The 26,450-nt window shown below is 70.8% G+C and carries 22 protein-coding genes and 1 pseudogene; 8 read left to right on the top strand and 15 right to left on the bottom strand.

The window, feature by feature from the left end:
- Nucleotides 1–23: 23 nt before the first annotated feature.
- Both NL112_RS19145 and purE read right to left on the bottom strand, forming a co-directional pair.
- Nucleotides 24–1,025, bottom strand: coding sequence for an alcohol dehydrogenase catalytic domain-containing protein (locus tag NL112_RS19145; RefSeq protein WP_255152624.1), 1,002 nt, complete (start codon nt 1,023–1,025; stop codon nt 24–26).
- Between the two features lie 90 nt (nt 1,026–1,115).
- Nucleotides 1,116–1,733, bottom strand: a complete 618-nt coding sequence (gene purE / locus NL112_RS19150) for a 5-(carboxyamino)imidazole ribonucleotide mutase (protein ID WP_255150449.1) — start codon at nt 1,731–1,733, stop codon at nt 1,116–1,118.
- 208 nt (nt 1,734–1,941) lie between these two features.
- Between purE and NL112_RS19155 the strand changes: the two genes are divergently transcribed.
- Together NL112_RS19155 and NL112_RS19160 are read left to right on the top strand one after the other, a co-directional pair.
- The gene (locus NL112_RS19155; RefSeq protein WP_255150450.1) at nt 1,942–6,309 is read left to right on the top strand and encodes an integrin alpha; all 4,368 of its coding nucleotides are present in this window, start codon (nt 1,942–1,944) and stop codon (nt 6,307–6,309) included.
- 138 nt (nt 6,310–6,447) lie between these two features.
- On the top strand, nt 6,448–8,214 hold the full coding sequence (locus NL112_RS19160) for an integrin alpha (protein WP_255150451.1): 1,767 nt from the start codon (nt 6,448–6,450) through the stop codon (nt 8,212–8,214).
- Here NL112_RS19160 and NL112_RS19165 read toward each other — a convergent pair.
- The 6 genes from NL112_RS19165 to NL112_RS19190 form a co-directional block, all read right to left on the bottom strand.
- The gene (locus NL112_RS19165; RefSeq protein ID WP_255150452.1) at nt 8,170–9,330 is read right to left on the bottom strand and encodes a 5-(carboxyamino)imidazole ribonucleotide synthase; all 1,161 of its coding nucleotides are present in this window, start codon (nt 9,328–9,330) and stop codon (nt 8,170–8,172) included. The two genes, NL112_RS19160 and NL112_RS19165, sit on opposite strands and share 45 nt — an antisense overlap.
- Nucleotides 9,331–9,355: 25 nt before the next feature.
- Nucleotides 9,356–10,990, bottom strand: a complete 1,635-nt coding sequence (locus NL112_RS19170) for a flippase activity-associated protein Agl23 (protein ID WP_255150453.1) — start codon at nt 10,988–10,990, stop codon at nt 9,356–9,358.
- Entirely contained in the window at nt 10,987–12,798 is a 1,812-nt protein-coding gene (locus NL112_RS19175) for a flippase activity-associated protein Agl23 (RefSeq protein ID WP_255150454.1), read from the bottom strand. The genes NL112_RS19170 and NL112_RS19175 overlap by 4 nt, the downstream gene beginning before the upstream one ends.
- A gap of 69 nt (nt 12,799–12,867) precedes the next feature.
- Nucleotides 12,868–14,646: a flippase activity-associated protein Agl23 gene (locus tag NL112_RS19180; RefSeq protein ID WP_255150455.1), complete on the bottom strand. Its 1,779-nt coding sequence runs from the start codon at nt 14,644–14,646 to the stop codon at nt 12,868–12,870.
- Between the two features lie 63 nt (nt 14,647–14,709).
- The gene (locus tag NL112_RS19185; RefSeq protein WP_255150456.1) at nt 14,710–15,969 is read right to left on the bottom strand and encodes a Glu/Leu/Phe/Val family dehydrogenase; all 1,260 of its coding nucleotides are present in this window, start codon (nt 15,967–15,969) and stop codon (nt 14,710–14,712) included.
- A 78-nt stretch (nt 15,970–16,047) separates the two neighbouring features.
- Nucleotides 16,048–16,911, bottom strand: a complete 864-nt coding sequence (locus tag NL112_RS19190) for an HpcH/HpaI aldolase/citrate lyase family protein (protein ID WP_255150457.1) — start codon at nt 16,909–16,911, stop codon at nt 16,048–16,050.
- A gap of 95 nt (nt 16,912–17,006) precedes the next feature.
- Between NL112_RS19190 and NL112_RS19195 the strand changes: the two genes are divergently transcribed.
- From NL112_RS19195 to NL112_RS19210, 4 genes and pseudogenes are all read left to right on the top strand, one after another.
- The gene (locus NL112_RS19195; protein WP_255150458.1) at nt 17,007–17,468 is read left to right on the top strand and encodes a MaoC family dehydratase; all 462 of its coding nucleotides are present in this window, start codon (nt 17,007–17,009) and stop codon (nt 17,466–17,468) included.
- 32 nt (nt 17,469–17,500) lie between these two features.
- Nucleotides 17,501–18,016: pseudogene (locus NL112_RS19200) on the top strand (PH domain-containing protein); the annotation flags it as partial.
- Between the two features lie 2 nt (nt 18,017–18,018).
- Nucleotides 18,019–18,543: a PH domain-containing protein gene (locus NL112_RS19205; RefSeq protein ID WP_255150460.1), complete on the top strand. Its 525-nt coding sequence runs from the start codon at nt 18,019–18,021 to the stop codon at nt 18,541–18,543.
- 54 nt (nt 18,544–18,597) lie between these two features.
- Nucleotides 18,598–19,014 (top strand): DoxX family membrane protein, encoded by a 417-nt coding sequence (locus tag NL112_RS19210; RefSeq protein ID WP_255150461.1) that lies wholly within the window; start codon nt 18,598–18,600, stop codon nt 19,012–19,014.
- Here NL112_RS19210 and NL112_RS19215 read toward each other — a convergent pair whose 3' ends face one another.
- Nucleotides 19,015–19,740 (bottom strand): GNAT family N-acetyltransferase, encoded by a 726-nt coding sequence (locus NL112_RS19215; protein WP_255150462.1) that lies wholly within the window; start codon nt 19,738–19,740, stop codon nt 19,015–19,017.
- A gap of 242 nt (nt 19,741–19,982) precedes the next feature.
- On the bottom strand, nt 19,983–20,699 hold the full coding sequence (locus NL112_RS19220) for an alanyl-tRNA editing protein (protein WP_255150463.1): 717 nt from the start codon (nt 20,697–20,699) through the stop codon (nt 19,983–19,985).
- 110 nt (nt 20,700–20,809) lie between these two features.
- On the opposite strand from NL112_RS19220, the gene NL112_RS19225 reads away from it, so the two are divergent.
- Complete coding sequence (locus NL112_RS19225) at nt 20,810–21,508, top strand: HD domain-containing protein (RefSeq protein ID WP_255150464.1); 699 nt, start codon at nt 20,810–20,812, stop codon at nt 21,506–21,508.
- On the opposite strand, the gene NL112_RS19230 is transcribed toward NL112_RS19225, so the two are convergent.
- Nucleotides 21,509–22,210 carry a LysE family translocator gene (locus tag NL112_RS19230; RefSeq protein WP_350356182.1) on the bottom strand — a complete coding sequence of 234 codons (702 nt, stop codon included), beginning with the start codon at nt 22,208–22,210 and terminating at the stop codon, nt 21,509–21,511. It lies immediately after the preceding gene.
- A 119-nt stretch (nt 22,211–22,329) separates the two neighbouring features.
- Nucleotides 22,330–23,520: a threonine synthase gene (locus NL112_RS19235; RefSeq protein ID WP_255150466.1), complete on the bottom strand. Its 1,191-nt coding sequence runs from the start codon at nt 23,518–23,520 to the stop codon at nt 22,330–22,332.
- A 77-nt stretch (nt 23,521–23,597) separates the two neighbouring features.
- Between NL112_RS19235 and NL112_RS19240 the strand changes: the two genes are divergently transcribed.
- Nucleotides 23,598–24,857 (top strand): NAD(P)/FAD-dependent oxidoreductase, encoded by a 1,260-nt coding sequence (locus NL112_RS19240; protein WP_255150467.1) that lies wholly within the window; start codon nt 23,598–23,600, stop codon nt 24,855–24,857.
- On the opposite strand, the gene NL112_RS19245 is transcribed toward NL112_RS19240, so the two are convergent.
- Genes NL112_RS19245 through NL112_RS19255 form a run of 3 tightly spaced genes read right to left on the bottom strand, consistent with a single transcriptional unit; the run spans nt 24,852 to nt 26,421 of the window.
- Nucleotides 24,852–25,538 (bottom strand): metallophosphoesterase, encoded by a 687-nt coding sequence (locus NL112_RS19245; RefSeq protein WP_255150468.1) that lies wholly within the window; start codon nt 25,536–25,538, stop codon nt 24,852–24,854. The two genes, NL112_RS19240 and NL112_RS19245, sit on opposite strands and share 6 nt — an antisense overlap.
- A gap of 41 nt (nt 25,539–25,579) precedes the next feature.
- Nucleotides 25,580–25,801 carry a hypothetical protein gene (locus NL112_RS19250; protein WP_255150469.1) on the bottom strand — a complete coding sequence of 74 codons (222 nt, stop codon included), beginning with the start codon at nt 25,799–25,801 and terminating at the stop codon, nt 25,580–25,582.
- Entirely contained in the window at nt 25,798–26,421 is a 624-nt protein-coding gene (locus NL112_RS19255; protein ID WP_255150470.1) for a J domain-containing protein, read from the bottom strand. The genes NL112_RS19250 and NL112_RS19255 overlap by 4 nt, the downstream gene beginning before the upstream one ends.
- Nucleotides 26,422–26,450 lie beyond the last annotated feature (29 nt).

The raw sequence follows: 26,450 nt of genomic DNA on the forward strand, positions 1-26,450 counted from the left end.
TCGAAGGCCCTGCGGTTCACACGTCAGGGCGTCACGACGGCCCGGAACCGCACGTCGCCGTCGTCCATCCGTCGGTACGCCGTCCCCACTTCGGCGAGGTCGAACCGCTCGACGCGGGGCGTAACGTTCCGGAGAGCGCCGAACTCGAGCGTCTCCTCGGCCGCACAGGGAGAGCCGGACGGTCCACCGGAGACGCTGCCACGCACGGCGCCGAGGTGGCTGACGTTCACCGGGACCGACTCCTCGGGGAAGCCGACGTTGCACACCTCGCCGTCCGCGCCGAGTCCCTCGACGACGGCCGCCACGGCGTCGCTGGCTGGGGCGGTCGACAGCACGAGGTCCGCGCCACCGAGCGCCTGCAGCGCCTCGGCGGGGTCCTCGCGCTCGCTGTCGACGTAGTGGTCCGCACCCAGCTCGTGGGCCGCCGCCCGCTTGTCGGTTCCCCGCGAGATGGCGACCGTCTCGAACCCTGCCTCGTGGGCGTACGCCACCCCGAGGTGGCCGAGCCCGCCGATACCCACCACCGCGACGAGGTCACCGAGCCCGGCGTCGGCGTTCCGGAGCGCGTTGAACGACGTGAGACCAGCACACAGCAGGGGCGCGGCCTCGGCGCTGTCGAGCTCGTCGGGCACCGCGACGAGCGCTTCCGGCCGCGCGAGCGTGAACTCGGCGTAGCCGCCGTCGCGGTGGATGCCGGTGACCGGTTTATCGCCGCACAGGACGAAGTCGCCGCGCCGACAGGCGTCGCAGGTGAAGCAGTGGCCGCCGTGCCACCCGACGCCGACCCGGTCGCCCGGTTCCCACTCGGTCACGTCCGCGCCGACGGCGTCGACGGTGCCGACGATCTCGTGGCCCGGCACGCGGGGGTACTCGACGGCGGGGTTCCCTTCGACCACCACGTCGTCGCCACGGCACACCCCGCAGGCGTCGACGGCGACGCGGACATCGTCGGGGTCGGGGTCCGGCACGGGTCGGTCCTCGATTCGGTATCCCGACGATTCGTCCGGAATCACCGCCGCTCGCATGGTGTCGTCCGTCATCGCTCCCACGAGCGGTTGCCGGCCACTTACCGGTTCCCTGAACCCCGTTACTGTAGTAGTACTGATGCTTGTGAGTTACTCCATCCGCTCGCGGTAGGCGGGCGTCCCGAGTTCGTGGAGCCGGCGCGAGTCCTCCCCGACGCCCTGCTGGAGGTCCTCGTGGTAGTCGACGAGGCGCTGTTCCAGTTCCCCGTGCTCGCGTGCGAGCACCTGCACCGCCGACAGCGCGGCGTTGAACGACTTGCCGGCGTCGACGGCCGTGATGGGCGCACCCTGTGGCATCCCGATGACGCTGTCGACGGATTTCTCCTGTACGGGAACGCCGATGACCGGAAGCGGATAGGCGATGCTTGCGGTCATGTTCGGCAGGTCCGCGCTCTTGCCGCCCGCGCCCGCGATGACGACGTCCAGCCCCCGGTCGCGAGCAGTCTCGCCGTAGGCGTACATCAACTCGGGCGTCCGGTGGGCCGAGACGACGTACGTCTCGAACGTGAACCGCGCTTCGGGCGGGTCGTCGTAGTCGGTCACCTCCGCGAACCCGAGTTCGGTCAGCGCCTCGTAGGCGCCGTACATCGTCGGGAGGTCGGAGTCCGACCCCATCACGATGCCCACCTCGGGCGTCTCCTCCGGGTCGCGGGCACGGTCCGCCTCGGCGTGCAGGTCGTCGACGAGCGAGTCGACCGATTCGGCCATACCGGAGGAGGTGTCGACAGGGGCTTTGCGGTTGTGGTTCCGCGCGGTCGACCGGCGGTAAGCCCGACGGGACGGCGACGCCACCGACCGGAAATCCGGCGTTATCTCCGGCCGGACGGGGTAATGCGGCCTTTGACGGCCGGCAAGCCGGGCTTCCCAGCCAGCAACCTCGCTATAACGAAAGCGCTGGCCCTCACACGGGGGGAACATGTCCCGAGTCGACGACCGAGGTGTCCTGTCGACGGCCGTGCTCCTCCTCGTCACAGTTCTCGTTCTCACCAGCACCGTCGCGTTCGCGGCCCAACTCGCGCCCGAGCGCGACGACGCTCGCGGTGACCACGCCGCGCGACTCCAGCAGTCCGACGGACTCGACGACCGCGAGACGTTCAACCTGAGCGACTCGAACGCCACGTTCGCGGGCGACGCGTTCGAGCGGGCAGGCAACGAGGTGGTCGGGGGCGTCGACGTGAACGGCGACGGCGAGAACGACGTGCTCGTCGCCGCGCCGCTCGCCGACAAGAACGACCCCAACAGCGGCGCTGTGTACGTATTCTACGGACCCATCGACCCCGGGCAGTTCAACGCCAGCGACGCGAACGCCACCCTGCTGGGCGCGCCGGGCGACCGTGCGGGCCGGGCGCTCGCGGCCGGCGACTTCGACGGCGACGGCGTCGACGACATCGCCGTCGGTGCCCCCCGCAACGACAGCGCCGGGCGAAACGCCGGCCGCGTCTATCTGCTCCGGGGCGGCGACTACGCGGGCAACGTCACGCTCCCGACCGCGGCCAACGCGACTATCGACGGCGCGGCGCGCAACGACCGCGCGGGCTACGCCGTCGCCGCCATCGAGACGTACACCGGTCCGTTCTCCGGGACGCCGGGCGAGCGACTGCTCGTCGGCGCGCCCGGCAACGACAGCGCTGGCGGTCTCAACGCCGGTGCCGCCTACCTGCTCGTCGACCCGCTCTCGGCGGACGGTTCGCGTCTCGACGACGCCGCGGACACGACGTTCCACGGCGCCCAGCGCGGCGACGCCGCGGGCTACCGGGTGGCCAGCGCGGGCAACGTCAGCGGCGACAACCGCACCGAACTGCTCGTCGCCGCACCGTTCAGCGACGCGAACGAGCCGAACGGCGGCGCGGTGTACGTGCTCGGCGTCGACCGCCGGGGCCGGGTCAACGTCTCCGAGGGCGTCACCCTCGCGGGCGTGGGCCCGACCGACGAAGCCGGGCGCGCCATCGCGGCCGCGGGCGACTTCAACGACGACGGCGTCGGGGACGTGGTCGTCGGCGCGCCCGGCAACGACAGCGTCGCCGTCGAGAACCCCGGCCCGAACGCGACCCGACCCGACGCCGGCGCCGCCTACGTCGTCTACGGCCCCGTCACGTCGGACCTGACGCTCGACGAGGCGAACGTGACACTCACCGGCGAAGCGGTGGGCGACCGGGCCGGGGCGGCAGTGTCGGCCGCCGGGTCGGGCGACGTGAACTGCGACGGCGTCGACGACCTGTTGGTGGGCGCGCCGTCCCGGAACAGCACCGCCGGCAACGATTCCGGCGCGGCGTACCTCGTGTACGGCGGCGGGGCCGACGGACTCCGGAATCTCTCGACGGCGGGCGTGACGTTCGTCGGCGCGGGCGAAGGCGACCTCGCGGGGCGGGCGGTCGCGTCGGCCAACGACACCTCCGGCGACGGCCATGAGGACCTGCTCGTCGGCGCGCCGGGTAGCGACGCCGGCGGCAACGAGTCGGGTGCCGCCTACCTCCTGTTCGGCGACTGCCCGGTGACGCCCACGCCCACGCCGACGGCCAGCCCCACGCCCACCCCGACCGCGTCACCCGCGCCGGGCCTCGACCGGGTCGACGTGCGGGAGCGATGTGCGGCCGACGGCGGTCGGCTCACCGTCGAGAACCCCAACGACCGCCGCGTCCGGGTCCGACTCACCGGCCCGAGCGGTTACGAGCAGGTGGTGACGCTCCGGGCCGGTCAGTCACGGACGTTCGACGAACTGGCCGACGGCCGCTACCAGGTCGCGACCCTGGACCTCGACGGCGAGCGCGTCGGCCTCGAGCGCGTCAGGTTCGACTGTCCGACCGAGGAGGTGGACGTCTCGACGCGGTGTGACGACGACGGCGGCGTGCTCACGGTGCGGAACCCCAACGAGGAGCGCGTCCGCGTCGAACTGAGAGGTCCCGGCGACGACCGCACCGTCACGCTCGATTCCGGCGAGCGCGAACGGTTCACCAGCCTCGCGGACGGCGAGTACGCGGTTCGGACGCGCGCGGACATCTCGGGCAACCGCTACACGGTCGGCACCACGGCCGTCGAGATAGACTGTCCGACGGCGACCGCGACGGTGACGCCGACTCCCAGTCCGACGCCGGGCCCCGAACCGGTCGACCCGGTCGAGACGCGTCTCCGGTGTGCGGCCGACGGCGGCCGACTCACGGTCGAGAACCCCAACGACGACCGCGTCCGGGTCGAAATCGAAGGCCCGGATGGGTTCGACCGGGTGCTCCGTCTCGACGCCGGCGACGCCCGGACGCTCACCGGACTCGCGGACGGCGACTACCGCGTCCGGACCCGCACCGAGTCGGGTCAGCGCGTCGATGCCGAGACGGTCACCGTCGCCTGTCCCACCGAGCAGGTGCAGGCGCGCGACGACTGCGACGACGAAATCGGCCGAATCGTCGTCAGCAACCCCAACGACGAACCGGTGCAGGTAGACGTGGAGGGGCCGGGCACCGAACGCCGCGTCGCGCTGGCACCGGGCGCGACCCGAACGTTCGGCGGTCTCGCGGACGGCGAGTACACCGTCACCACCCTCTCGGCCATCGACGAGAACGTCTACCGCATCGGCTCCCGGACCGTCGTCGTCGACTGCGACCAGCCGGGCCCCGAACCCACGCCCTCTCCGAGTCCGACGCCGACCGCATCGCCGACGCCGTCGCCGAGCCCGACGCCATCTCCGAGCCCGACGCCGTCGCCGAGCCCGACCGCGTCACCCACGCCTGAGCCCGAACCGGTCGACCCGGTCGAGACGCGCCTCCGGTGTGTGGCCGACGGCGGACAGCTCACCGTCGAGAACCCCAACGACGAGTCGGTGCTGGTGGAGGTCGAGGGCCCCGACGGCTTCGACGAGCGCGTCACCGTGGATGCCGGCGACAGCGAGACGTTCGATGCTCTCGCGGACGGCGACTACCGCGTCCGGACCCGGACCGAGGAGGGGACGCGGGTCGACGCGGAGACGGTCACCGTCGCCTGCCCCACCGAGCCGGTCGCGGCCGCCGTCGAGTGTGACGACGAGGAAGGGACCCTCACCGTCGAGAACCCCAACGACGAGGCGGTCCAGGTCGACGTCGAGGGGCCGGGATTCGAGCGCCGCGTCACGGTCGACGCCGGCGACAGCGAGACGTTCGAGGGGCTGGCGGACGGCGACTACACCGTCACCACTCTCTCGGCCATCGACGAGAACGTCTACCGCATCGGCGAGCAGACCGTCACCGTCGACTGCGAACGGCCGGAACCAGAGCCGACCCCGAGCCCATCGCCAAGTCCCAGTCCCACTCCCAGGCCGTCGCCCACTCCCAGTCCGTCGCCCACCGTGACGGCTTCGCCGACGCCGACTCCGACCCCCGAGCCTGCGCCGGTCGAGCAGGTGGAAACCGCGCTCCGGTGTACGGCGACGGGTGGAAACCTCACCGTCGAGAACCCCAACGACGTTGCCGTGCAGGTCGACGTCGAGGGGCCGGGATTCGAGCGCCGCGTCACCGTGGCCGCCGGCGACACCGCGACGTTCGAGGACCTCGCTGACGGCGAGTACACGGTCACGACGATAACTGCCGAGGACGAGAACGTCCGGCGCGTCGGCGCGGAGACCGTCACCGTCGCCTGTCCCACGGAGGCGGTGATAGCCGAGAGCGACTGCGACGACGGTGACGGGCGCGTCAGCGTGTTCAATCCCAACGGCGAACCGGTGCAGGTCGACGTCGAGGGGCCGGACACCGAGCGCCGCGTCACGGTCGCGGCCGGCAGTTCCGGGACGTTCGTGGGGCTGGCGGACGGCGAGTACACCGTCACCACTCTCTCGGCCATCGACGAGAACGTCTACCGCATCGGCGAGCAGACCGTCACCGTCGACTGTGCCGAGAACGGCGAGACGCTCGCGCCGCCACGGTTCACGGGCTGTGGACAGGTCGTCGTCTACGTGCCCGAGGGGGAGACGTTCGAGGGGACGACGCTGGTGACGTTCTCGAACGGCGAGTACGACATCGAGGAGGTCGACGCCGACGACGGCCAGTCGGTGCCGCCGAACAACCCCACGTTCGGCCGCGAGGGGTTCGACGGCTACCGGTTCACCGCGAGCGGGCAGGTTGTCGGCGTCCGGTCACCGGACTACCTCAACCCCAACTTCGACCTGATGGCCGGCAACTGCGGCGACGCCGCGGGCACCGTCGACGGCGTCCCGTTCGACTGGACGACCGTCCAGCAGTTCGACCTCGGCGTCGACCTCCCGGTGGACCTCGGCGTGCCGTGGCTCGAGCGGGTCGCCCGCGCCGCGGCCACGTCCGGCTAACCGGCCGTACGCCGCGCGCCCTCCACGGTAGTTACGCGACGCCTACCGCGGCTCACCGCCGTTTCGACCCGAATCCGGGCGCACGCCTGGCGTCTCAGTCCCTCCATAACGAAAGTAGTGGCCCGTGTACGGCCGCCGATGCTCACCCCCCGTCGTCAGAACACGGCCGCCGTGACTGTCGTGGTCGTCGTGCTCCTCACCGTCACGAGTACTGCCGCCATCGCCACCGTGTTCGCCGGCACGACCGGCGAGCGGGGACCGGGTGCGACGACGCACGCACCCACCGGCACCCTCGCAGGCACGTTCGAGCTCGCCGACGCGAACGCGACGTTCGCGGGGGACCCGCTGGAGCGTGCCGGCCACGCCGTCATCAGCGACGTCGACGTGAACGGCGACGGCGCCACCGACGTGCTCGTCGCCGCACCGCTCGCCGACAAGAACGACCCCAACAGCGGCGCAGTGTACGTGTTCTACGGCCCGTTCGGTTCGACTGCGCCCCCGCGGACGCCCGACCGCGCCGACGCGACGCTCCTCGGTGCCGAGTTCGACCGGGCCGGGTTCGGGCTCGCGGCCGGCGACTTCGACGGCGACGGCGTCGACGACATCGCCGTCGGCGCCCCCCGCAACGACAGCGCCGGGCGAAACGCCGGCCGCGTCTACCTCCTCCGTGGGGGGAATCTCACGGGGAACGTGACGCTCCCGGCGGCCGCCGACGCCATCGTCGACGGGGCGTCCCGTCTCGACCGGGCCGGCTACGCCGTCGCGGCCGTCGACGCTCCCACCGAAGGGGCGGACAGACTGCTCGTCGGCGCGCCCGGCAACGACAGCCGGACCGGGGGCCGCAACGCCGGCGCCGCCTATCTGCTCGTCGACCCGCTCTCGGCGGACGGCGCCCGCCTCAACGCCACTGCGAGCGCGACGTTCCTGGGCGCGATGCCGGGGGAGGCGGCCGGCTATCGGGTGGCCGACGCTGGCGACGTCACCGGGGACGGCCAGCCGGAGGTGCTCGTCGGAGCGCCCCGGAGCGACCGCGACGACAGCAACGCGGGCGTGGTGTACGTGCTCGGCGTCGACCGCCGCGGCCGCGTCAACGCCTCCTCGGGCGTCGTTCTGGCGGGAGGCGACGCGACCGAGCAGGCGGGCCGTGCCATCGCGGGTGCCGGTGACACCAACGGCGATGGCGTCGGCGACATCGTCGTCGGCGCACCGTTCCACAACGTCGAGGACGCCGCGGGCAACGTGACCAGACGGAACGCCGGCGCCGTCTACATCGTCCACGGCCCGATTACGGAGAACCGGTCGCTCGAAGACGCGAGCGTCAGCATCTACGGTGAGAGCGCCGGCGACCGCGCCGGCTGGTCGGTCGCACCCGCCGGCGCCGCTGACGGCGACTGTGACGGCATCGACGACGTGCTCGTGGGCGCGCCGTACCGCAACGGGACGGCCACCCGGTCGGGCGCCGCCTACCTCGTGTACGGCAACGGCGCCTCCATCGTGCGGAACCTCTCCACCGCAGGCGCGACGTTCCAGGGAGGCGGGGCGGGCGCGCTCGCCGGCTGGGATGTCGCGGGGCCCGGCGACGCCAGCGGCGACGGCAACACCGACGTCGTCGTCTCCGCGACCGGCGCCGACGTCGGCGGGAACCAGTCCGGCGCCGCGTACGTCGTCGCAGGCGACTGTGAGACGCTCCCCGAACGGCCGCAGACGCCAGTGAACGACACCGCGACCCCGACGCCAGCGGAGACCGGCCCGGCCACCGTCTCGGAGGTCCGGCCGCCCATCCCGTGGCTCGGCCTGCCCGACGGGGTGGTCCGCACCCTCCCGGTCGACCAGTTGACCGCGGCCGGCGTGGACGCGCCCCTACGCGAACCGGAGGTCGTCGCGGAGTCGGCGGGCACGCGGTAGGAGGTCATCGACGTCCTCCCCGTCGTCGGCGATGAGCGTGACGTGGCCCATCTTCCGGAGCGGTCGGGCCTCGCGTTTCCCGTACCAGTGGAGGCTCGCGCGGTCCGCGGCCAGCACGTCCTCGACGCCCGACAGCCGTGCGCGGCGCGGTTCCTCGACCGTCCCGAGCACGTTCGCCATCACGGTCGGACACCGGCGCTCGCAGGCGCCGAGCGGCCACCCCAGCACCGCTCGGACGTGGTTGGCGAACTGCGAGGTGACACAGCCCTCGATGGTCCAGTGGCCGGAGTTGTGCGGCCGCGGGGCGATTTCGTTCACCATGATGTCTCCATCGCGCTCGAACAGTTCGATGCCGTACACGCCGCGACCGTCGAGTTCGTCCAGCACGTCGAGTGCCACCTCGCGGGCCCGCTCGCGGACTGCGGAGTCGGTTCGGGCCGGCGACGCCGTCTCACGCATGATTTCGTCCTCGTGGATGGTCTCGGTGACGGGGAACGCGTCCGTCTCGCCGTCACCCCTGACCCCGACGACGGACAGTTCCCTCTCGAACGGCACCATCCGCTCGGCGAGCGCACCGTCCTCGCCCGCGCCGACCTCGCTGAGCTTCGTCTCGGCGTCGTCGGACTCGGCGACGGGGACGTTCCCCCGCCCGTCGTAGCCGCCCTGTCGCGCCTTCAGCATGACGGGCCAGCCGAGTTCCTCGCCCGCGGCCCGGAGGTCCGCCGCGTCGTCGACCTGCCGGAACTCGGGGACGGGGACGCCGGCGTCGTCGAGCGCGCGGTTCTGGACGAGTTTGTCCTGAATCGTCCGGAGCGTGTCGGGGTCCGGGTGGACCGGCGTGCCCGTCGCCTCGCTGGCCCGCTCGAGTGCGTCCGGGTCGGCTAGCTCTATCTCGTAGGTGAGCGCGTCCGCCCGCTCCGCGAGTTCGAGGACGGTGTCGTAGTCGTCGAACTCGCCGACGACCTGGTCGTCGACCACCGGCGAGGCGGGGCAGTTCGGCGTCGGGTCCGAGACGACGACCTGGACCCCGAGTGGGCCGGCGGCCTCCCCGAGCATCCGCCCGAGTTGCCCGCCGCCGACGACGCCCAGCGTCGGTCCGGGTGTGGTCAGTTCCATACCGGGGGTTCCCGCGACTGGGGGGTCAACGTTTCGGGACGCGGCGAGCGACCTCGGCCCGGTCGGTGTCGACGACGATGACGGCGGCCGTGGAGTGCCGGCGGAACTGGACCCGCGTGACCCGCCAGCCGTCGGTCCTGGCCGCGAGTTCGCCGTCGTAGGCGTCGGCCGGCGCCAGCACCACCGGCGGGAGTCGGTCGGGCAACGTGGAATCGTTGCGCGCGCAGGTGACGTTCGTGTTCGCCCGCTCGGTGTACCAGCCGAGCGGGAGCGTCGTGAACCAGGCGACGCAGGGCGGACGCCGGGGAGCGGCCGCGTCGCCGTCGACGAACGTCGGCCCGTACACCAGCAGTTCGTCGGGCCCGTCGCGGAGCGTCGAGAAGTCGCCGTGTGGCTGGGCGCCTTGCGCGAGTTCGTGCGGTCCCTCGGGGTCGACGTAGCTGGTGTAGCCCGCGAGGCCGACGCCGCTCGCCGCGACGACCAGCAGTGTCGCGGCCGCCACCCGACCGAGTCGGTCGCTCCGGGCCCTGGCCACCGTGTAGGTGCCCGCGAGCGCGACGGCCGCCGGCACCGCCAGCGCCACGACGACGTGCATCCCTATCCAGTCGCCGGGCACGTCCGCGACCGCGGGGTAGCCGACGACGGAGAGCAGGGCCCACAGCCCGGCGAACTGCACGAACGCACGGGGCTCGCCGCGGTAGCGGTCGACGAGAAAGCCGCCGACCGCCAGCAGGGTCACCGGTGCGGCACCGGCGAGAAGCGTCCGCAACAGCGACCCCATCAGGAACACGTAACTGAACTCCAGTTTGAACGCGCCGTTGGGTGCGAGCCAGAGGTCGACGAACCGACTCCCGGCGTCGAACACGACCGCCTCGACCAGCCCCGGGACCACGCCGGGGTCGGCGAGCAGGTCACCGATTCCGGGGTCCGCCCCGGGCGCACGCGGCGCGTAAAGAGCGAACAGGACGACTACCGACGCGACCGCGCCGACGGCAAGCGGAGGGGCGGCCCGGCGGAGCACCCGACGGACGCGGGAACCGAACGCGCGGAGCGTCGCCGGCGGGTCGTCGCTGGCGAGCAGTCGGTAGTCCGCGACCAGCAGGAGCGCGCCGAGCCACGCGACGGGGTAGAGAACGGCGTTCTCCTTGGCGCCGAAGCCGACAGCCAGCGCCACTGGCGCGGCGGCGACGTACCACCGCCGGCCCGTATCGAGCGCGCGGACCAGACAGCCGAGCGCGACCAGCGCGAACGCCATGGCGAGCGGGTCGCTCCGCGAGAACCGCCCGTAGTACAGCAGGAGAGGCTCGAACGCGAGCACCAGCGCCAGCGCCGTCACCTCGCGGTCCGACAGGCGCGTCCGGAACAGCACCGCCGCCAGCGGGAGCAGGCCGGTGACGACGGCAGGAAACAGCCGCATGGCGAAGTCGGTGGGGCCGAGCAGGCCGAACAGCCGGCGGTTGACGTGCTGGAGCAGGGGGCCGTGCAACACCGCGCGGTACTCGAAGGCGCCCGAGCGGACGTACTCCAGCGTCCAGTAGGCGACGCGTCCCTCGTCGAAGTGAGCGACCCGCCGTCCCAGCCAGAACAGGCGGGCGAGAAGCGCACCGGCGGTGACGGCCACGACGGCCCGGAGCGTCCGGTCGTCCGCCGCGAGTCTCATGTCTCCGACTCGTAGAACACGACCATCCCGTCGAAGTAGCTCCCTCCGGTCGAGCGGTGGAGGAACCCCTGTCGCTCGTAGTCGGCGGGGATGCGCTCGCTGAGCCGCGAGTCTACCTCCAGGGCCGCCGGCCGTTCCCGACACTCAACGTTTCGGTCGAGCGTACACTCCGCCTGCGCGACGACGACGGGCGGCATCTCCTCGGGGAGCGTGCCGGTGTCGTTCGCGCAGGTCACGTCGACACCGTTGGGCGAGAGATACCACGCCCACGGGAGCGTCCGGAACCAGTTGATGCAGGCGGGCGTCCGCGTCGCCTGCTCGTCCATGTCGACGAAGTCGCTCCCGCCGTAGAACAGCGCGTCAGGTCCATCGGAGGCGCCCGCTCGTTCCAGCGTCTCGGCGACGGCCGGGCGCATGTCCTGCTCCGGTTGGGCGAACTGGACGAGTTCGTTGTCGGGTTCGGTGGGGTTGAGGTAGACGGCGGAGATGCCGGTCGAGAGCATCACCCCGCCGACGAGCACCAGCAGGACGGCGACCAACCCGACGCTCACGCGGTCCTCGTCGGCCAGCGCGTCGCGGCCGGCATCGAGGATGTAGCCGAGGCCGACCGCCGCCGGGAGCGCCAGCGGCACCAGGGCGTTGACGATGATCCACGCCGCCCAGATGTCGGTCCCCAGCGGGTAGCCGACGACGCTCGCGGCCCCCCAGTAGGCGACGCCCACCACGAGATGCCGGGTGTCGTCGGTGGCGTACTGCTCGATGAGGAAGCCGGCGAGCGCCAGCGCCAACAGCGGGCCGGCGTACCGTGCGGAGGTGGAGATGAACTTGCCGAGCCGCTCGACGTACGTCGTGACGGTCGTCTCACTGGAGCCGCCGAACCAGTAGCCGTACCCCCGCTGGATGGTCAGTTCCGTACACTGGAACAGCGAGCCGATATCGCCCGCGGCGAGCGACGACCACAGCCCCGTCTGCCGGCAGGTGTCGACCACCTGCTGGTAGTTGGGGTGGTCGGGCGTGATGGCGAGTGCTCCCGCGCTCGTCACCCCTTCGCGGGGGGCGTAGAAGAACAGCACGACCAGGCCGAACAGGACGACGCCGCCGGCGAGATGGGCGACCGAGAACCGGAGTCGGCTCCAGTCCGGGCCGACGAGGCGGCGGCGGGTCGACCGGGCCGCGGACGCGAGCCACGCGCTCCCGGAGTCGGCCCCCCGGTGGCGGTACATCTTGTGATGGAGGACGAGCGCACCCGCGCCGAGCCAGCAGAGCACGTAGACGATGGCGTTCTCCTTGGCGGCGAACCCGAGCCCGAGCGCCACCAGCCCGAGATGGAAGTAGCGGACGCCGAACCCGTCGTACCAGCGGACGAACGCGGCGAAGGCGACGAAGCAGAACGCCGCGACCAGTAGGGTCGAGCGCATGAACCGGGAGTAGTACAGCAGGATGGGGTTGGCCGCAAGCAGGAGCGCGAGCGCGCCGACCTCGGTCTCCGAGAGGCGGTGACGGAACCACAGCGCGACGAGCGGGAGCAGGCCGCCGACGACGGCGACCGGGAGCCGGGAACTGAAGTCGGTCGCGCCCAGCAGGCCGAACAGCGCGCGGTCGACGTGCTGGATGAACGGACCGTGGATGATGTAGCGGTAGTGGAACTGGCCGCTCGCGGCGAAGTGGTGGGTCCACCAGGCGACCCGTGCCTCGTCGAAGTGGGCGATTCGGTCGCCGAGCAGGAGCAGTCGGGCGACCAGCCCGAGGAGGGCGATGGCGGCCACGACCCGGACGACGCGGTCGTCGAAGCGGGAGCCGTCGGTCATCGTCCCCCCCGTCTCACCGGAGGATAAGAACCCTTCTGGTCTGTACAGCGGTCGTTTGGGATAGCAGGGTCAGCTACCCGACTCCTCGACGTAGACGACGGCCACCCGGCCAGTCGTCCGCAGGAACACGCCCTGCCGCTCGTAGGAGTCGGACAACGATGTCACCCCGGGCGGGCCACGGATGGCCCCGGGGGTCGCCCGGCAGTCGACCGTCCGGGCGAGGCTACATTTCCCCTTGGCGACGACGACCGGCGGCGAGTCGTCGGGCAGTCCAGTGCTGGCGTTCGCGCAGGCGACGGACGCGTCGTGTGTCTCCGTGTACCAGCCGAGCGGCAAGGTAGAGAACCACGCGACACAGGCCGGCTCGCGTCCACTGGACCGCATATCGACGAACTGCTTGTTCGCGGGTGCGAACGAGTCGACGCCGTAGACGAGCACGTCCGCGTCGCCGCCGTCCGCGGCGGCCACCGCATCCATCGCGGCCCGGGTGTCGGCCTCCGGTTGCGCGTACTGGACGAGGCTGTTGTCGGGCGACGTCGGCTGGAGATAGACGCCGGAGACGCCCGCGACGGCCGTCCAGCCGACGAGGACGGCCAGCAGTATCGCGACGGCCCCGACGCTCACCCGGTCGTCCGTCGCCAGCGCGTCGCGCCCGGCGGTCACGACGAGACCCAGCCCAACCGCGGCGGGCACCGCCAGCGGCACGAACGCGTTGACGTACACCCACGCGGCGTTGATGTCCGCCCCGACCATGTAGCCGGGAACCGAGACGGCCCCCCAGTAGGCCGTCGCCATCACCAGCGGCCGGGAGTCGGCGCGCGCGTACCGCTCGTGGACGAAGCCGACGAGCGACAGCGACAGCAACGGCGCGGCGTAGGTCGTTGCGACGGCGACGAACCCCCCGATGCGGCCCCGGAGTTTCTGGACGAACAGCGGGCCGTCGACGACGCCGCGGAGCAGTTTTCCGACGAGGGAGTGGCCGGACCAGTAGCTCCGGCCGACGGCGATGTCGCCAGCGACGCTGCCGACGAGCCCCGGGAGTCGCCACGGGTGGGACACCGCTGCCCAGAAGCCGACGCCGTCGGCGGGGCCACGGGGCGCGTAGAAGAACAGCGTGACCGCGCCGGCCACGAGTACCGCCCCGAGCGCCGTCCCGGCGGCCCGCGCGAGAGTCGCGGCGTCGAGGGCGGAGTCCGCCGCTCGCAACCAGTCCCGGAGCCAGTCGACGCCGGTGTCGTCGGCGCCGGGCCGGAACAGCCGGTGGTCCACGAGGAGGGCGGCCGCGCCGGCCCAACAGAGCAGGTAGACGACCGCACTCTCCTTGGCGGCGAACCCGAGCCCCCAGAACAGCGCCGCCGCGAGGACGTACCGGCCGTCCCGACGGTCCCACGCGCGGACGAGCAGGCCGAACGCGACGAAGCAGAACGCCGCGGTCAGCACCGTCGAGCGATAGAACCGGGAGTAGTAGACGAGTACCGGATTCACCGCGAGGAACGCGGCGACGCCGGCCACCTCGACGTCCCGGAGGTGGTCGCGGAACAGGAGTGCCGACAGCGGCAACAGTCCGCCGACCAGCGCCACGGGGAGACGCGCCGCGAAGTCCGAGGGGCCGAGCGACGCGAACGCGAGGCGACCGACGTGTTGTGCGAACGGTCCGTGGATGATGTAGCGGTATCTGACGGACCCGGTCTCGAAGAACTGGAGGGTCCAGTAGGCGACGCGGCCCTCGTCGAAGTGAGCGACGCGGGAACCGAGGAGGACGACCCGCGCGAGGAGGGCGACGAGCGTGAGCGCGGCGACGGCGGCCACGAGGCGGTCCTCGCGCAGGCGAGCGCGGAGGTCGGGCATCGAACAGGGGGTCCGGACGACGGACAACAATCCTTCCGGAGACGGCAGTCCCTGTTTGAGCCTTCAGGGCCAGGTGCCGGCTTCCTCGTAGGCGTCGACGACGCGTCGGATGGCGACGACGTACGCCGCGGTCCGGAAGTTCGGCAGGTCGTTCGACTCGTAGGCGTCGACCAGCCCCTCGAACGCGTCGACGACGTGGCGTTCGAGTTCGTCGTTGACGCGGGACTCCGGCCAGTAGAACCGCTGGCGGTTCTGGACCCACTCGAAGTAAGAGACTGTGACGCCGCCCGCGTTGGCGAGGATGTCCGGGAACACGTGTACGTCCCGCTCGGTGAGTACGTCGTCGGCCTCAGGCGTGAGCGGCCCGTTTGCCGCCTCCACGATGACGTCCGCCTCGACGTCCCGTGCGAGGTCGCCGTCGATGGCGTTCTCCAGCGCCGCCGGGACGAGGAGGTCGACGTCCATCGTCAGGAGCTCCTCGTTGCTCAGCTCCTCGGTCGCGTCCTCGTAGCCGGTGACCGACCCCGTCTCGCGCTTGAACTCCTTGACGGCCGCCGTGTCCAGCCCGTCGGGGTCGTGCACCGCGCCCGAGGAGTCCGAGACGGCGACGACGCTCGCGCCGAGTTCCTGCTCCAGCAGGCGAGCGGCGACGGAGCCGGCGTTGCCGTACCCCTGGACCGCGACCGTGGCGTCCCCGATGTCTCGCCCGAGGTAGTCGAACGCCTCGCGGGCGGTGAGCATCGTCGACCGGCCGGTGGCCTCGACGCGCCCCTCGCTACCCCCGGACTCGATGGCCTTCCCCGTGATGACCCCCGGCGCCGTCGTGTTCTCCAGCGTCTCGTAGGTGTCTTTTATCCAGTTCATCTCCCGCTGGCCGGTGTTGACGTCCGGTGCGGGGATGTCGCGGTCCTCGCCGATGATGGGCCGGAGCTCCTCCGCGAACGCGCGGGTGAGCCGCTCGAGTTCGCCGTCCGACAGCTCTCGGGGGTCGACGACGATGCCACCCTTCCCGCCGCCGTACGGGATGTCGACGGTCGCACACTTGTACACCATCCACCCCGAGAGCGCCTTCACCTCGTCGCGGTCGACCCCCGGGTGGTAGCGGATGCCGCCCTTGTACGGGCCGCGGTCGCCGTTGAACTGCGAGCGGTAGGCCGGGAACGTCTCCAGCGAGCCGTCGTCCATCTCGATGGTCAGGTTCGTCTCGAGCACCCGCTCCGGATGCTTCAGTCGGGTGAGGACGTCCTCCGAGACGTCGAGATAGCCGGCCGCGTCGTCGATCTGTTCCTGTAGGCTCTCGAACGGGTTCACGTCCTCCGACATGGCCGGGACGTCGATTGGTCGCCGCAAAAGCGTGTCGGAGTTATACCAAGGGATGACGTTTAGCGAGTCCTTACGTGGTTAACTACCACGCTCCCAGACGCCGGCGGCACGGGCCCGCTCGCGCACCTGCTCGGCCTGGGCGACAAGCGGCGCGTCCACCATCTCGCCGTCGACGCGGAACACGCCCGTCGACTCGCGTTCGGCTTCCGCGGCCGCATCCAGCACTCGCCGCGCCCACGCGATGCGCTCCTCGTCGGGAGTGAACGCGTCGTTGACCACGCCCACCTGCGCCGGATGGATGCACATCTTCCCGTCGTAGCCGAGTTCGAGCGCGAACGCGGTGTCCTCGCGCAGACCGTCGGTGTTCTCGATGTCGGTGAACACGGTGTCGATGGCCGCGACATCGGCGGCGGCCGCCGCCAGCACGACGTGTTCGCGGGCGTACAGCACCTCCGTCCCCTCCGCGGTTCGGGTCGCGCCCACGTCCGCCGACAGGTCCTCCGCGCCGAACGCGACAGCCTCGACGGGGTCGGACGCGGCGATGGCCTCCGCCCGGAGCACGCCGGCGGCCGACTCACACAGCGCAATGACCGGCACGTCGACGTCCCGCTCGTCGAGCAGGGCCGCGAGCGTCGCCACGTCGTCGGCGGATTCGGTCTTCGGGAGCATCACCGAATCGACCGTCGCGTCGCCAGCGAGTGCGCCCTTCAGGTCGTCGTCCGCGACGGCAGGGTCCGGGTTCACCCGCACGCACACCTCACAGTTGGGGTCGAACGCGGGGTCCGACAGCACCCCGTTGACCGCCTCGCGGCCGGCCGCCTTCTCGCCGGGTGCGACGGCGTCTTCGAGGTCGAACACGACCGTGTCGGGGTCGCTGTCGGGTGTCTTGCGCATCAGGTCGGGTTTGTCGCCCGGCGCGAACAGCAGGCTACGTCTCGCCATACCCGGGAGTCGTCGGCCGGCGATTTCAATCCCCACGACGCGGCGATTCGGCCCACTGCGGCACGCTTTTGCCGCCGAGGCGCGAGGCCCCGGCCATGACGGGACGCTACTACGAGGAGTTCGAGGTGGGCGAGACCATCGACCACGAGAAGCGGCGCACGGTGACGGAGTCGGACAACCAGGCGTTCTGCGACATGACGATGAACCAGCAACCGCTGCATCTGGACGCGGATTTCGCCGCGGACACGCAGTTCGGCGAGCGCCTCGTCAACGGTCTCTACACGATGTCCTTGGCCGTCGGCCTCACCATCCCGGACACGACGGACGGCACCATCGTCGCCAACCTCTCGTACGACTCGGTGGAGCACCCGAACCCGGTGTTCCACGGCGACACCGTGTACGCACGGACCACCGTGACGGACAAGCGAGAGACCAGCGACGGCGAGCGCGGCATCGTCGAGATGCACGTCGAGGCGTTCAAGGTGGAAGACGACGGCGACGACACCCTCGTCTGCGAGTTCGACCGCACCGCCCTCTCGCTGAAGCGCCCGGAGTAACGTTCTTCACGGCGCCGCCTCTCGGGTCGCGTATGTCAGATGCCGAACCCGAATCGGTCCCCGCGTTCGACTGGCTGACGCTCGACGACGACGAGTCGGTCGTCTGGTCGGGCAAGCCACACGACAGCAGTCTGGTGCCCGCGCTCGTCATCGGCATCCCGCTGTCGATACTGGTCGTCGGCCTGTTCATCATCGTCGGCGCGTACCTCCAGCGCGAGAACACCGAGTACGTCGTCACGACGGACGCGGTGTACCACAAGAGCGGGGTGCTCTCGCGGAGCGTCCAGCGCGTCGAGTTCGGGAAGATACAGAACATCTCCTACTCGCAGGGCTTTTTCGGCCAGCGGTTCGGCTACGGCGACGTGGAGATATCGACGGCCGGCGGCTCCGGGGTCGAACTGTCGTTCTGGTCGGTGCCCGACCCGAAGGACGTCCAGGAACTCATCAACAAGCGCGTGAAGGGCGGGGCCGACGACGCACCCGAGGACAAGGCGGCGGTGCTCGACGAGATACTGACGGAACTGCGGGCCATCCGCGCGGCCGTCGAGGAATGACCCGCGACTGGTTCACCCCCGAGGCCGGCGAGGAGGAAGTCTGGTCCGGGAGTCCGCGGCTGTCGACGGCGTTGCCCTCCGTCGCCATCGGCCTCGCGCTCCTCGCGGGCGTCGCCTACGCCGCGTGGGCCGTGACCTCGTGGGCGATGGTGGGCGTGCCGGTCGCGCTCGCGATACCGGTCGCCGGCTACCTCCAGGTCCGCAACACCGAGTTCGTCGTCACGGACCGCGCGGTGTACGCGAAGACGGGCGTCGTCGGCCGGTCGGTCGTCGAGTCGTCGCTGACGAACGTCCAGAACACCCAGTTCTCGCAGGACCTCCTCGGGAGCGTGTTCGGCTACGGCACCGTCACCGTCGAGATCGCGGGCGGCGACGACATCGCGTTCCGCCGCATCGAGAACCCGGCGGATGTGCGACGCCTCGTCGACCAGTCGAGCGGCGACGCGATACCCGGGAGCGTCGACCAGTGGCGCGCGGTGCTCGCGGAGGTGCGGGCGCTCCGCGAGGCGGTGGAGTCGTAGCCAGTTTTGCGCCCCCCGGAGAGGCTTTGACGGGGGGCCGTGTATCCGGCTGGTATGGCAGTGGGAGCAGTCAGCCGGTACGTCGACATCGCCGCCGCGAGAGCCCCGGCACCGGGCGTCATCGCGCGGTGGGGGCTCGGGCTGGCTATCGTGCTCGCGGGCGTCCACAAACTGCTCGACCCCGCCGCGTGGACGGTGTACGTCGACCCCGTCGAGTCGTTGCTGGTCGTCTCGCCGACGACGTTCATGCTGGCGAACGGCTGGCTGGAACTCGCCTTCGGCCTCGCCATCCTGCTGGACCGCTACACCGCGGTCGCGGCGTTCGTCGCCGCCGCGTCGCTGTCGGCGACGGTCGCGTATCTCGCGGCGGTGTGGGTGGCCACCGGACAGTTCGGCGACGTCGTCGCCCGCGACGTGGGGCTGGCGGGACTGGCGTGGGCGGTGACGGTGTCGGCGCTTCGCCGCCCGTAGTCACATGTGGGCGGCGTCCCACCGGGTCGGTTTCCGGACGTTCCCGCAGGACTCACACTCCATGCGCCCCATCGAGTCCATCGACGTGACGAGCGACTCGCAGTTGCCACAGAAGAAGCCGTACTTGTTCTCGCCGTCTGCGTCCGTGTAGACGGTGTAGAACGGCCCCTTCGAGCCGCGGTCGGAGTCCGTCGTCGACACGTACAACTCCTCCCCCTCGTGGGTGAGCGTGCGGGGCTCCTCGGGGTCGCGCTCGGAGTAGATGTTTTCGACGTACTCCTCGCCGTCTATCTCGACGGTGTCCTCGCTCACCTTGTGGAGCCCGTAATGCTCGTAGAACTCGTTGCCCTCCGCGTTGTCCGCGAGCACGCGCCCCCGGAGTTCTTCGACCCCCTTCTCGGCGAGCGCCTCCCGAGTCGCCTGGAACAGGTCGGCACCGAGCCCCTCGCCCCGGAACATCGGGTCGACGTGGAGCCAGAGGATGTCACCCGAATCGTCCAGCAGGGCGCTCTCCGAGAAGGCGACGATACCCTCGTTTTCGATGTCCGCGACCCGCACGACGAGGTCGTCGTCGTCGAGTTTCTCCGCGAGTGCCTCGTCGCCGTACCACGACTTGACGGCTCCGCGGATTGCCTGCGGACTCAACGAGTAGGACGCCTGCATCGACGAGCGTGCGACCGACCGGATGGCGTCGGCGTCGTCGGACGTGGCTTCTCTGACCTCCATGTGAGGACACACGTCGGGCCCCCTCAAAAAACTGCGCGGGGGAGCCCACCACTCGCACGTGTCCGAGCGACCGTCCCGGCCGTCATCTATCAGCTGTCGAACCAGAACGCACACGGACCGTGGTCGTCTTGCCACACGAACGCGACCAGCCGTCGGCCGGGGGGCCCTCCAGACGGCGGCCGTCGGCGCTCTCGCGGGTCACGAGACTCTGCGTCGTTCCCGTCCGCGCGGGGCCGTGACGGTCACGAGTCGATGGTGAACCGGATGCGTTCGCGGCCGCTCCCGCCCGTCTCGCGGCCCTCGACGGTCACCGACCCTATCTCGCCCGTCGCGGTGACGTGGGTGCCCGCACAGGCCGTCCGGTCGAACACGTCGTCGCCGTCGCGTATCTCGACGATACGCAACTCGGTGATGGAGTCGGGCAGGAGGTCGATGCGTGTCCGGTCGGGGTCGAGGTCCGACTCCGCACGCTCGCGGTCCATCGTGTACCACCGCACGTCACAGTCCCGCTCGACGAGGTCGTTCATCCGGGTCTCCACGTCCGCCAGATGGGTCTCGGTGAACCCCTCGTGTTCCACGTCGATGCGCGCGCGGTCGGCGTACAGTTGGTTCCCCCGCGTCTGCGCGTCGTACTCGTCGAGAAGCACCGCCGACAGCAGGTGCTGGGCGGTGTGATATCGACTGTGGGCGCGCCGGCGCTCCCGGTCGACGCGGCCGGTGACGGCGGTTCCCTCGGCCGGCGGGTCAGCGAGGTGGTGATAGACGGTGTCCTGCTTCTGTACGTCCGTCACGTCCCACTCGCGGTCGCCAGCCGTGAGCGTGCCGTGGTCGGCCGGTTGGCCCCCACCTTCCGGGTAAAAGCCCGTCCGGTCGAGGACGACCCGGTCGTCGAGCGCGCGCTCGACGGTGGCCTCGAACAACAGGGGCGGGTCGGCCGCGAGGTACAGCGGTTCGGTCACGGTCGGTCCGAGGTGGCGACCGTATTTAGGGGCTGTCGTAAGTCTAAAGAGACGAACACACCTTTTTTCCCGTAACATGACTAACGCACGCGATTCTCGTGGTGGTCCCCATGGGCGTTGAAATCCGGGAGAACCCCGTGTCGGAAGAAGAGTTCGAGGAGATGAAGCAGTTCGTCCACGACTACCTCGAGGCCAGCGTCGAGAACGAGGAGGAGGGCGGTCGGATGCGCTGGTACCCGTGGCACTCGGCGGCGTACCGCTACAACCACATCCTCAACGTGGCCGAACTCGCGGCCGAAATCGCCGAACAGGAGGGCGCGAACGTCGATGTCACTCGGGTCGCCGCCCTCTTCCACGACATCGCCAAACTCGAGGCCGACCAGGACGTCCACGCCGAGGAAGGCGCCCGCGTCACCCGCGAGTTCCTCGAATCCCACGGCGACTACCCCGAGTCGTTCATCGAGCAGGTGTGTCAGGCCGTGCGCGACCACTCCTATCAGGGCGACCTGAACGACGTACCGCTGGAGGCGCGGTGTCTGATGGAGGCGGACCTGCTGGACAAGGTCGGCGCCAACGGGACGACGCTGATGTTGCTTCGGATGGGGTACGAGGCCCGCACCCACATGGACGCAAACGAGATGGTGGGCCGGGTGCTCAAGCGCGGCGAGGACGCCGTCTCCCGCGTCGTCAGCGACACCGCCGAGTCCATCGCCCACCAGCGCATCAAGCGCGTCAAGTGGTTCAAGGAGTGGCTCGAATCGGAGATAAGCGACATGGACGAACTCGACCCGGACGCCGAGTTCGAGTAGTCACGCGAGCGCCGCCAGCGCCTCGCGGACAGCGGGGGCGACAGTGACCACCGCGTCGTAGAGGAAGTAGACGCCGAACCCAGCGAGCACCGCGGCCGACGCGTACGCCACGGCGGGAGCGAGCGCGTCCATCCGGCGGCGAGCGGCGTTCAGCGCCGCCGGGAACCCGGTTATCCAGACACCGACGCCGCCGAACAGTCCCACCAGCAGGGCGGGCGACCCCGTCTCGACGACCAGCGCGCCGGCCAGCGCGTCGCTGGCGTACGACAGCACGTCGACGCTCCCGGGTTCCAGCAGGCCGACGCCGACGGTCAGCCAGAACAGTATCTGGTAGGGGTTGGTGAGCGCCAGCACGAACGCCTTCCGGAACCCCTTGCTCTCCTCCTCGACGTCGGCGCTGTCGGTGAACGTCGCCTGCGCGTCCGTCGCGGCGCCGTACGCGAAGTACAGCATCAGGAGGCCGCCGACGAACACCATCGTCCCCTTCAGGACGGTCACCTCCGCGACGACGGCGACGAGACCGACGTACGCCAGGAGGAAGAACACGAAGTCGGCCGTCGCGGCCCCGAGGCCGGCCTTGAACCCGGCGAGCCACCCCCGGACGACGGACTCCTCGGCGATGATGGCGTTCATCGGCCCCGGCGGCGCCGCCAGCGCGAGGCCGAACACGACGCCCGCCAGCAGCGTGGTCAGCGTGGTCAGCACTACCGGGTGGTGGGGGTGTCGGTAGAAAACGGTTGCGTGGTGACAGGTCTCGACACGGCCGGTGAATCAGCATCCGCGAACGGAGCGAGCGACGAGCGAGATGCAAAAAGTGGGGGCTAGATGCCCTTGCTCATCAGGTGCGAGCGGACCACGTCGGCGTCCTTGCTCCCCGCGCCGGTGTTCAGCAGGACGACCGTGTCGTCGGCGTCGAACGCGCCGTCCTGTGCGAGGTCCCACGCGCCGGAGGCCGCCGCCGCGCAGGTGACGCCCATCTCGACGCCCTCGTGTTGCGCGACGGTCACGGCCGAGTCGAGGATGTCCTCGTCGCTGGTGGCGACCGCACCGCCGCCGGACTCGCGGAGCGCATCGAGGATGAGCGGCGACGCGCCGGGGTCGGCCACCTCGATACCGCCACAGATGGTGTCGGGGTACTCCCACGCCTCGTGCATCTCCTTCCCCTCATCGAACGCCTCGACGATAGGAGCACAGCCCTCGGACTGGGCGGCCCACATCGCCGGCAACTCGTCCGTGAGTCCCAGATCTCGGAGTTCGCGGGCGGCCTTGTGCATGCCGACGAGGCCGACGCCGCCGCCCGTCGGGTAGACGACGTGGTCGGGTACCTCCCAGTCGAGTTGCTCGACCGTCTCGTACAGCATCGTCTTCTTCCCCTCGTGCCGATACGGTGTGACGAACGTCTGGACCGGATGCCAGTCGTCGTGCTCCGCGAGCGCGTCTTCGAAGGCGGCGCCCGCGTCGCCGAGGCGGCCCTCCACGACGGTCATGTCGCCGCCGTGGACGTTTATCATCGCCTTGTTGACGAACGAGGCCCGCGAGGGGACGAACACGTGCGAGTCGAGGCCGGCGCGGGCGGCGTAGGCGCTTGCGGCCTGGCCCGCGTTGCCCGCGGTGGCCAGCGCCACGTCCGTCGCGCCGTGCAGGGTGGCGGCGGTGACCGCGAGCGCCTGCCCGCGGTCCTTGAACGTCCCCGTGGGGTTGCGCCCCTCGTCTTTGATGTAGACGGCCTCGACGCCGAGCTCCTCGGCGAGGCTCGGGGCCTCGACGAGCGGCGTTTCCCCCTCGTCCATCGTGACCGCCGCCGACCGCGGGAACGGCAGCAGCGACTCGTAGCGCCACAGCCCCGGCGCCTCGCCCGCGAGCGTCTCCCGGGTGACGTCGAGCGCGTCGTAGTCGTAGTCGGGGTCGAGGATGCCGTCGCAGTCCGGGCACCGGCCCGGTGTGTCCTCGGCGTCGAACGTCTCGCCACAGTCCGTGCAGGTGAGGCCGGCGAACGCCGCGGTCGTCTCCATACCCGCGGTTGGGCCAGCGGCGAGTTACCTCTGTCCATTCCGGGCGGGCTTTTGTGGCCGCCGTCCGAACCGGGCGTATGGACGTCGCAATCGCGGGTGCCGGTCTCTCGGGGCTGGTCGCCGCCGCCCGCCTCGCGGAGGCGGGCCACGACGTGACGGTGTACGAGGAGCGCGACGAGGTGGGCGGGCGCGTCCGCTCGACCCGCGAAGACGGCTACGTGTTCGACCGCGGGTTTCAGGTGCTGTTCACGGGGTATCCGGCGGTCCAGCGGGAACTCGACCTCGACGCCCTCAACCTCGGCCAGTTCGTCCCTGGCGCGACGCTCGCCCGCCCGAACCACCGCTCGACGCTGGCCGACCCGCTCCGCGAGCCGGCGCTAGCGGTCGACACCCTGCTCAACCGGGACGTGCAGTTCCGCGACAAACTGGCGACGTTCCGCCTTCAGCGCGAACTGGCCGGACGGGACCCCGACGCCATCCTCGATGGCCCGGCGAGCGGGCTGACCATCGAGGCGTATCTCGCGGACCGCGGCTTCTCGCGGGCGTACGTCGAACGGTTCGTCGCCCCCTTCTACGGCGGCATCACGCTGGACCGCTCGCTGTCCACCTCCGCGGCGGTCTTCGAGTACACGTACAAGATGCTCTCCGAGGGGAAAATCGCACTTCCGGCCGGAGGGATGGGCGCCGTCCCGGAGCAGTTGGCCGACCGGGCGCGCGCGGCCGGCGCGACGGTCGAACTCGGGGCGAACGTGACCGCGGTCGAGGGGGACGACGACGGCGCGACGCTCGCGGTCAGCGGCGAGACGGTCGAGGCCGACGCCGCAATCGTCGCCACCGACCCGAAGGCCGCCGGCGAGTTGACCGCCGTCGACACGCCGACGGACGCGAAGGGCTGTGTCACCCTCCACTTCTCGCTCCCGGACCACCAGTCGCTGCGAACCGACCGCCGCATCGTCCTCAACAGCGAGGACGACCGGCCGAACACGGTGTCGCCGTCCTCGTCGGCACAGCCGTCGTACGCACCCGACGGCGAGCAGTTGCTGGTGGCGAACTTCCTCGGCCGGCAGACGGAGAGCGACGACGAACTCGCCACGGAAGCCAGGGAGGCGCTCGAGTCCTGGTATCCGGAGGCCCGCTTCGACGAACTCGAACTCCGGCACACCGACCGCGTCGAGTTCGCGCAGTTCCCGCAGCCCCCCGGGTTCCGGGCGGACCTACCCGCCCCGGACGCACCGGAGGGCAACGTCCTGCTCGCGGGCGACTACACCCGCTGGTGCTCGATACAGGGCGCGATGGAGTCCGGGCGGGTCGCCGCCGGGGCCGTCGAGGAGCTATAACATCCGCCTGAACTCCCCGAGCGGCGGGAACGCCAGGGGTTCCGCGGCGTCGTCGTCCCAGACGACCGGGCGGAACAGGTCGGCGTCGCGCACGAGCGGCGTCTGGAACTCGCCCGCAGTCAGGTCGTTCACCTCGACGCCGGCCGCGAGTTTCGTGAAACTCGGAAGCACGAGCACGTCGGCGCCGCGATAGGCGTCGTCCCCCCAGAGATAGCAGGGCCGCCGCCGGCCCTCGATGGCGATGGTGGGGTGGTCGTGGCCGACGACGTAGCCCGCGGCGTCGCTCTCGGGGGGCTCGTGACCGTGCGTGACGACCCAGTCGCCGGCCCGGTGTTCCTCGACGGTCGCCCCCTTCCACACCTGCCCGAGCATCGTGTCGTGATTGCCGGGCGTGACGACGAGGCGGGCACCGGCGGCCTCGGCGCTCTGCTCCAGCGACCGGACGCTCTCCAGGACGCCCCGCGGGAGCGACGAAAAGGAGTGGAGCAGGTCGCCCGCGACGACGACCGTCGCGGGGGCGAACCGCGCGACGAGCGCGTCGAACCGGTCGGTGATGTCGTCGTGCTCGCCGAGCGGGAGTTCGACGTTCGATGCGGCGTCCTTCCCGAGATGGAGGTCCGAACAGACGAGCGTCTCCGCGTCGGGCAGGTAGACGGCCCGGTCGCGGAGCGTGAACTCCATGTCCGACGGTAGACGGCGACGGGACAAATGCGTGCCGGGGCTCAGGGCAACTCCACGTCCCGTTCGGTTCGTCTTGCCGCCCGCCGTAGCGCCTCGTAGTAGGTCGCGGCGTCGGCCTCGTAGACGAACGTCGCCAGCACCTCGTGGCCGTGGTCCTGGGCGGCGAACTGCATCCCCATCCAGTTGACGGGCTGCTCGACCGCCTCCCGCTCCAGCAGGTCCGCGAGCTGTTCGACGACGTCGTCGGTGATGGTGACTCTCATGTGCTTGCGTGCTCCTTGGCGGTGGTGTACGCCTCGCGGACGCGGCGGAACTCGTCGGTGTCGCCGCCGTGGTCCGGGTGGACCTCCTTCACCTTCTCGCGGTAGGCCGTCTTCACCTCGCTCTCGGAGGCGCCCGACGGGAGCCCGAGCACCGAGAACGCGGCGTCGCGGGGGTCGGTGTCCGGTTCGTCGACGGCGGCGTCGGCGTCCGACGCCTCGCGGGTCACTTCGGGCGTCTCGAACGGGAGGCGGTAGCCGAGGTTGACGCCGGGCATCTCGTGTTCGACCAGCACGGGATACGTCGGCGACCGCTGGATGCGGTAGTACGCCCGGGCGTCGAACGTGATGGCCACGTCGCGTTTCGGGAGATAGAAGGCCACCTCCTGTCCCTCGACGAAGTGGTCCTCCGCGAACGCCTCCCCGATGTCCGTGAGATACTGGCGAATCTCCGTGCGCCGGCGGACGTCCCCGTCGACCACCTCCGCGGTGTTGGGCCGCCGGGTCGGGAACAGCCGGATGCCGACGGCGAACACCCCGGCGGAGACGACGCTGGCGAGCAGACCCAGCGCGACGCCGAGAACCAGCCACCCCGGGAGGCCAGCCAGTACCTCGTGTACCACACCCGGAGTTGGGCCAGGACGGTTAAGAA

Origin of the sequence: Halorarius halobius (assembly GCF_024298865.1) — an archaeon.
GTDB classification, from domain to species: Archaea; Halobacteriota; Halobacteria; order Halobacteriales; family Haloarculaceae; genus Halorarius; species Halorarius halobius.

Excerpts from the sequence above, each read along its gene's own strand:
- NL112_RS19145 (WP_255152624.1), bottom strand. The coding sequence starts at position 1,025 with ATGCGAGCGGCGGTGATTCCGGACGAATCGTCGGGATACCGAATCGAG.
- purE (WP_255150449.1), bottom strand. The coding sequence starts at position 1,733 with ATGGCCGAATCGGTCGACTCGCTCGTCGACGACCTGCACGCCGAGGCG.
- NL112_RS19155 (WP_255150450.1), top strand. The coding sequence starts at position 1,942 with ATGTCCCGAGTCGACGACCGAGGTGTCCTGTCGACGGCCGTGCTCCTC.
- NL112_RS19160 (WP_255150451.1), top strand. The coding sequence starts at position 6,448 with ATGCTCACCCCCCGTCGTCAGAACACGGCCGCCGTGACTGTCGTGGTC.
- NL112_RS19165 (WP_255150452.1), bottom strand. The coding sequence starts at position 9,330 with ATGGAACTGACCACACCCGGACCGACGCTGGGCGTCGTCGGCGGCGGG.
- NL112_RS19170 (WP_255150453.1), bottom strand. The coding sequence starts at position 10,990 with ATGAGACTCGCGGCGGACGACCGGACGCTCCGGGCCGTCGTGGCCGTC.
- NL112_RS19175 (WP_255150454.1), bottom strand. The coding sequence starts at position 12,798 with ATGACCGACGGCTCCCGCTTCGACGACCGCGTCGTCCGGGTCGTGGCC.
- NL112_RS19180 (WP_255150455.1), bottom strand. The coding sequence starts at position 14,646 with ATGCCCGACCTCCGCGCTCGCCTGCGCGAGGACCGCCTCGTGGCCGCC.
- NL112_RS19185 (WP_255150456.1), bottom strand. The coding sequence starts at position 15,969 with ATGTCGGAGGACGTGAACCCGTTCGAGAGCCTACAGGAACAGATCGAC.
- NL112_RS19190 (WP_255150457.1), bottom strand. The coding sequence starts at position 16,911 with ATGGCGAGACGTAGCCTGCTGTTCGCGCCGGGCGACAAACCCGACCTG.
- NL112_RS19195 (WP_255150458.1), top strand. The coding sequence starts at position 17,007 with ATGACGGGACGCTACTACGAGGAGTTCGAGGTGGGCGAGACCATCGAC.
- NL112_RS19205 (WP_255150460.1), top strand. The coding sequence starts at position 18,019 with ATGACCCGCGACTGGTTCACCCCCGAGGCCGGCGAGGAGGAAGTCTGG.
- NL112_RS19210 (WP_255150461.1), top strand. The coding sequence starts at position 18,598 with ATGGCAGTGGGAGCAGTCAGCCGGTACGTCGACATCGCCGCCGCGAGA.
- NL112_RS19215 (WP_255150462.1), bottom strand. The coding sequence starts at position 19,740 with ATGGAGGTCAGAGAAGCCACGTCCGACGACGCCGACGCCATCCGGTCG.
- NL112_RS19225 (WP_255150464.1), top strand. The coding sequence starts at position 20,810 with ATGGGCGTTGAAATCCGGGAGAACCCCGTGTCGGAAGAAGAGTTCGAG.
- NL112_RS19235 (WP_255150466.1), bottom strand. The coding sequence starts at position 23,520 with ATGGAGACGACCGCGGCGTTCGCCGGCCTCACCTGCACGGACTGTGGC.
- NL112_RS19240 (WP_255150467.1), top strand. The coding sequence starts at position 23,598 with ATGGACGTCGCAATCGCGGGTGCCGGTCTCTCGGGGCTGGTCGCCGCC.
- NL112_RS19245 (WP_255150468.1), bottom strand. The coding sequence starts at position 25,538 with ATGGAGTTCACGCTCCGCGACCGGGCCGTCTACCTGCCCGACGCGGAG.
- NL112_RS19250 (WP_255150469.1), bottom strand. The coding sequence starts at position 25,801 with ATGAGAGTCACCATCACCGACGACGTCGTCGAACAGCTCGCGGACCTG.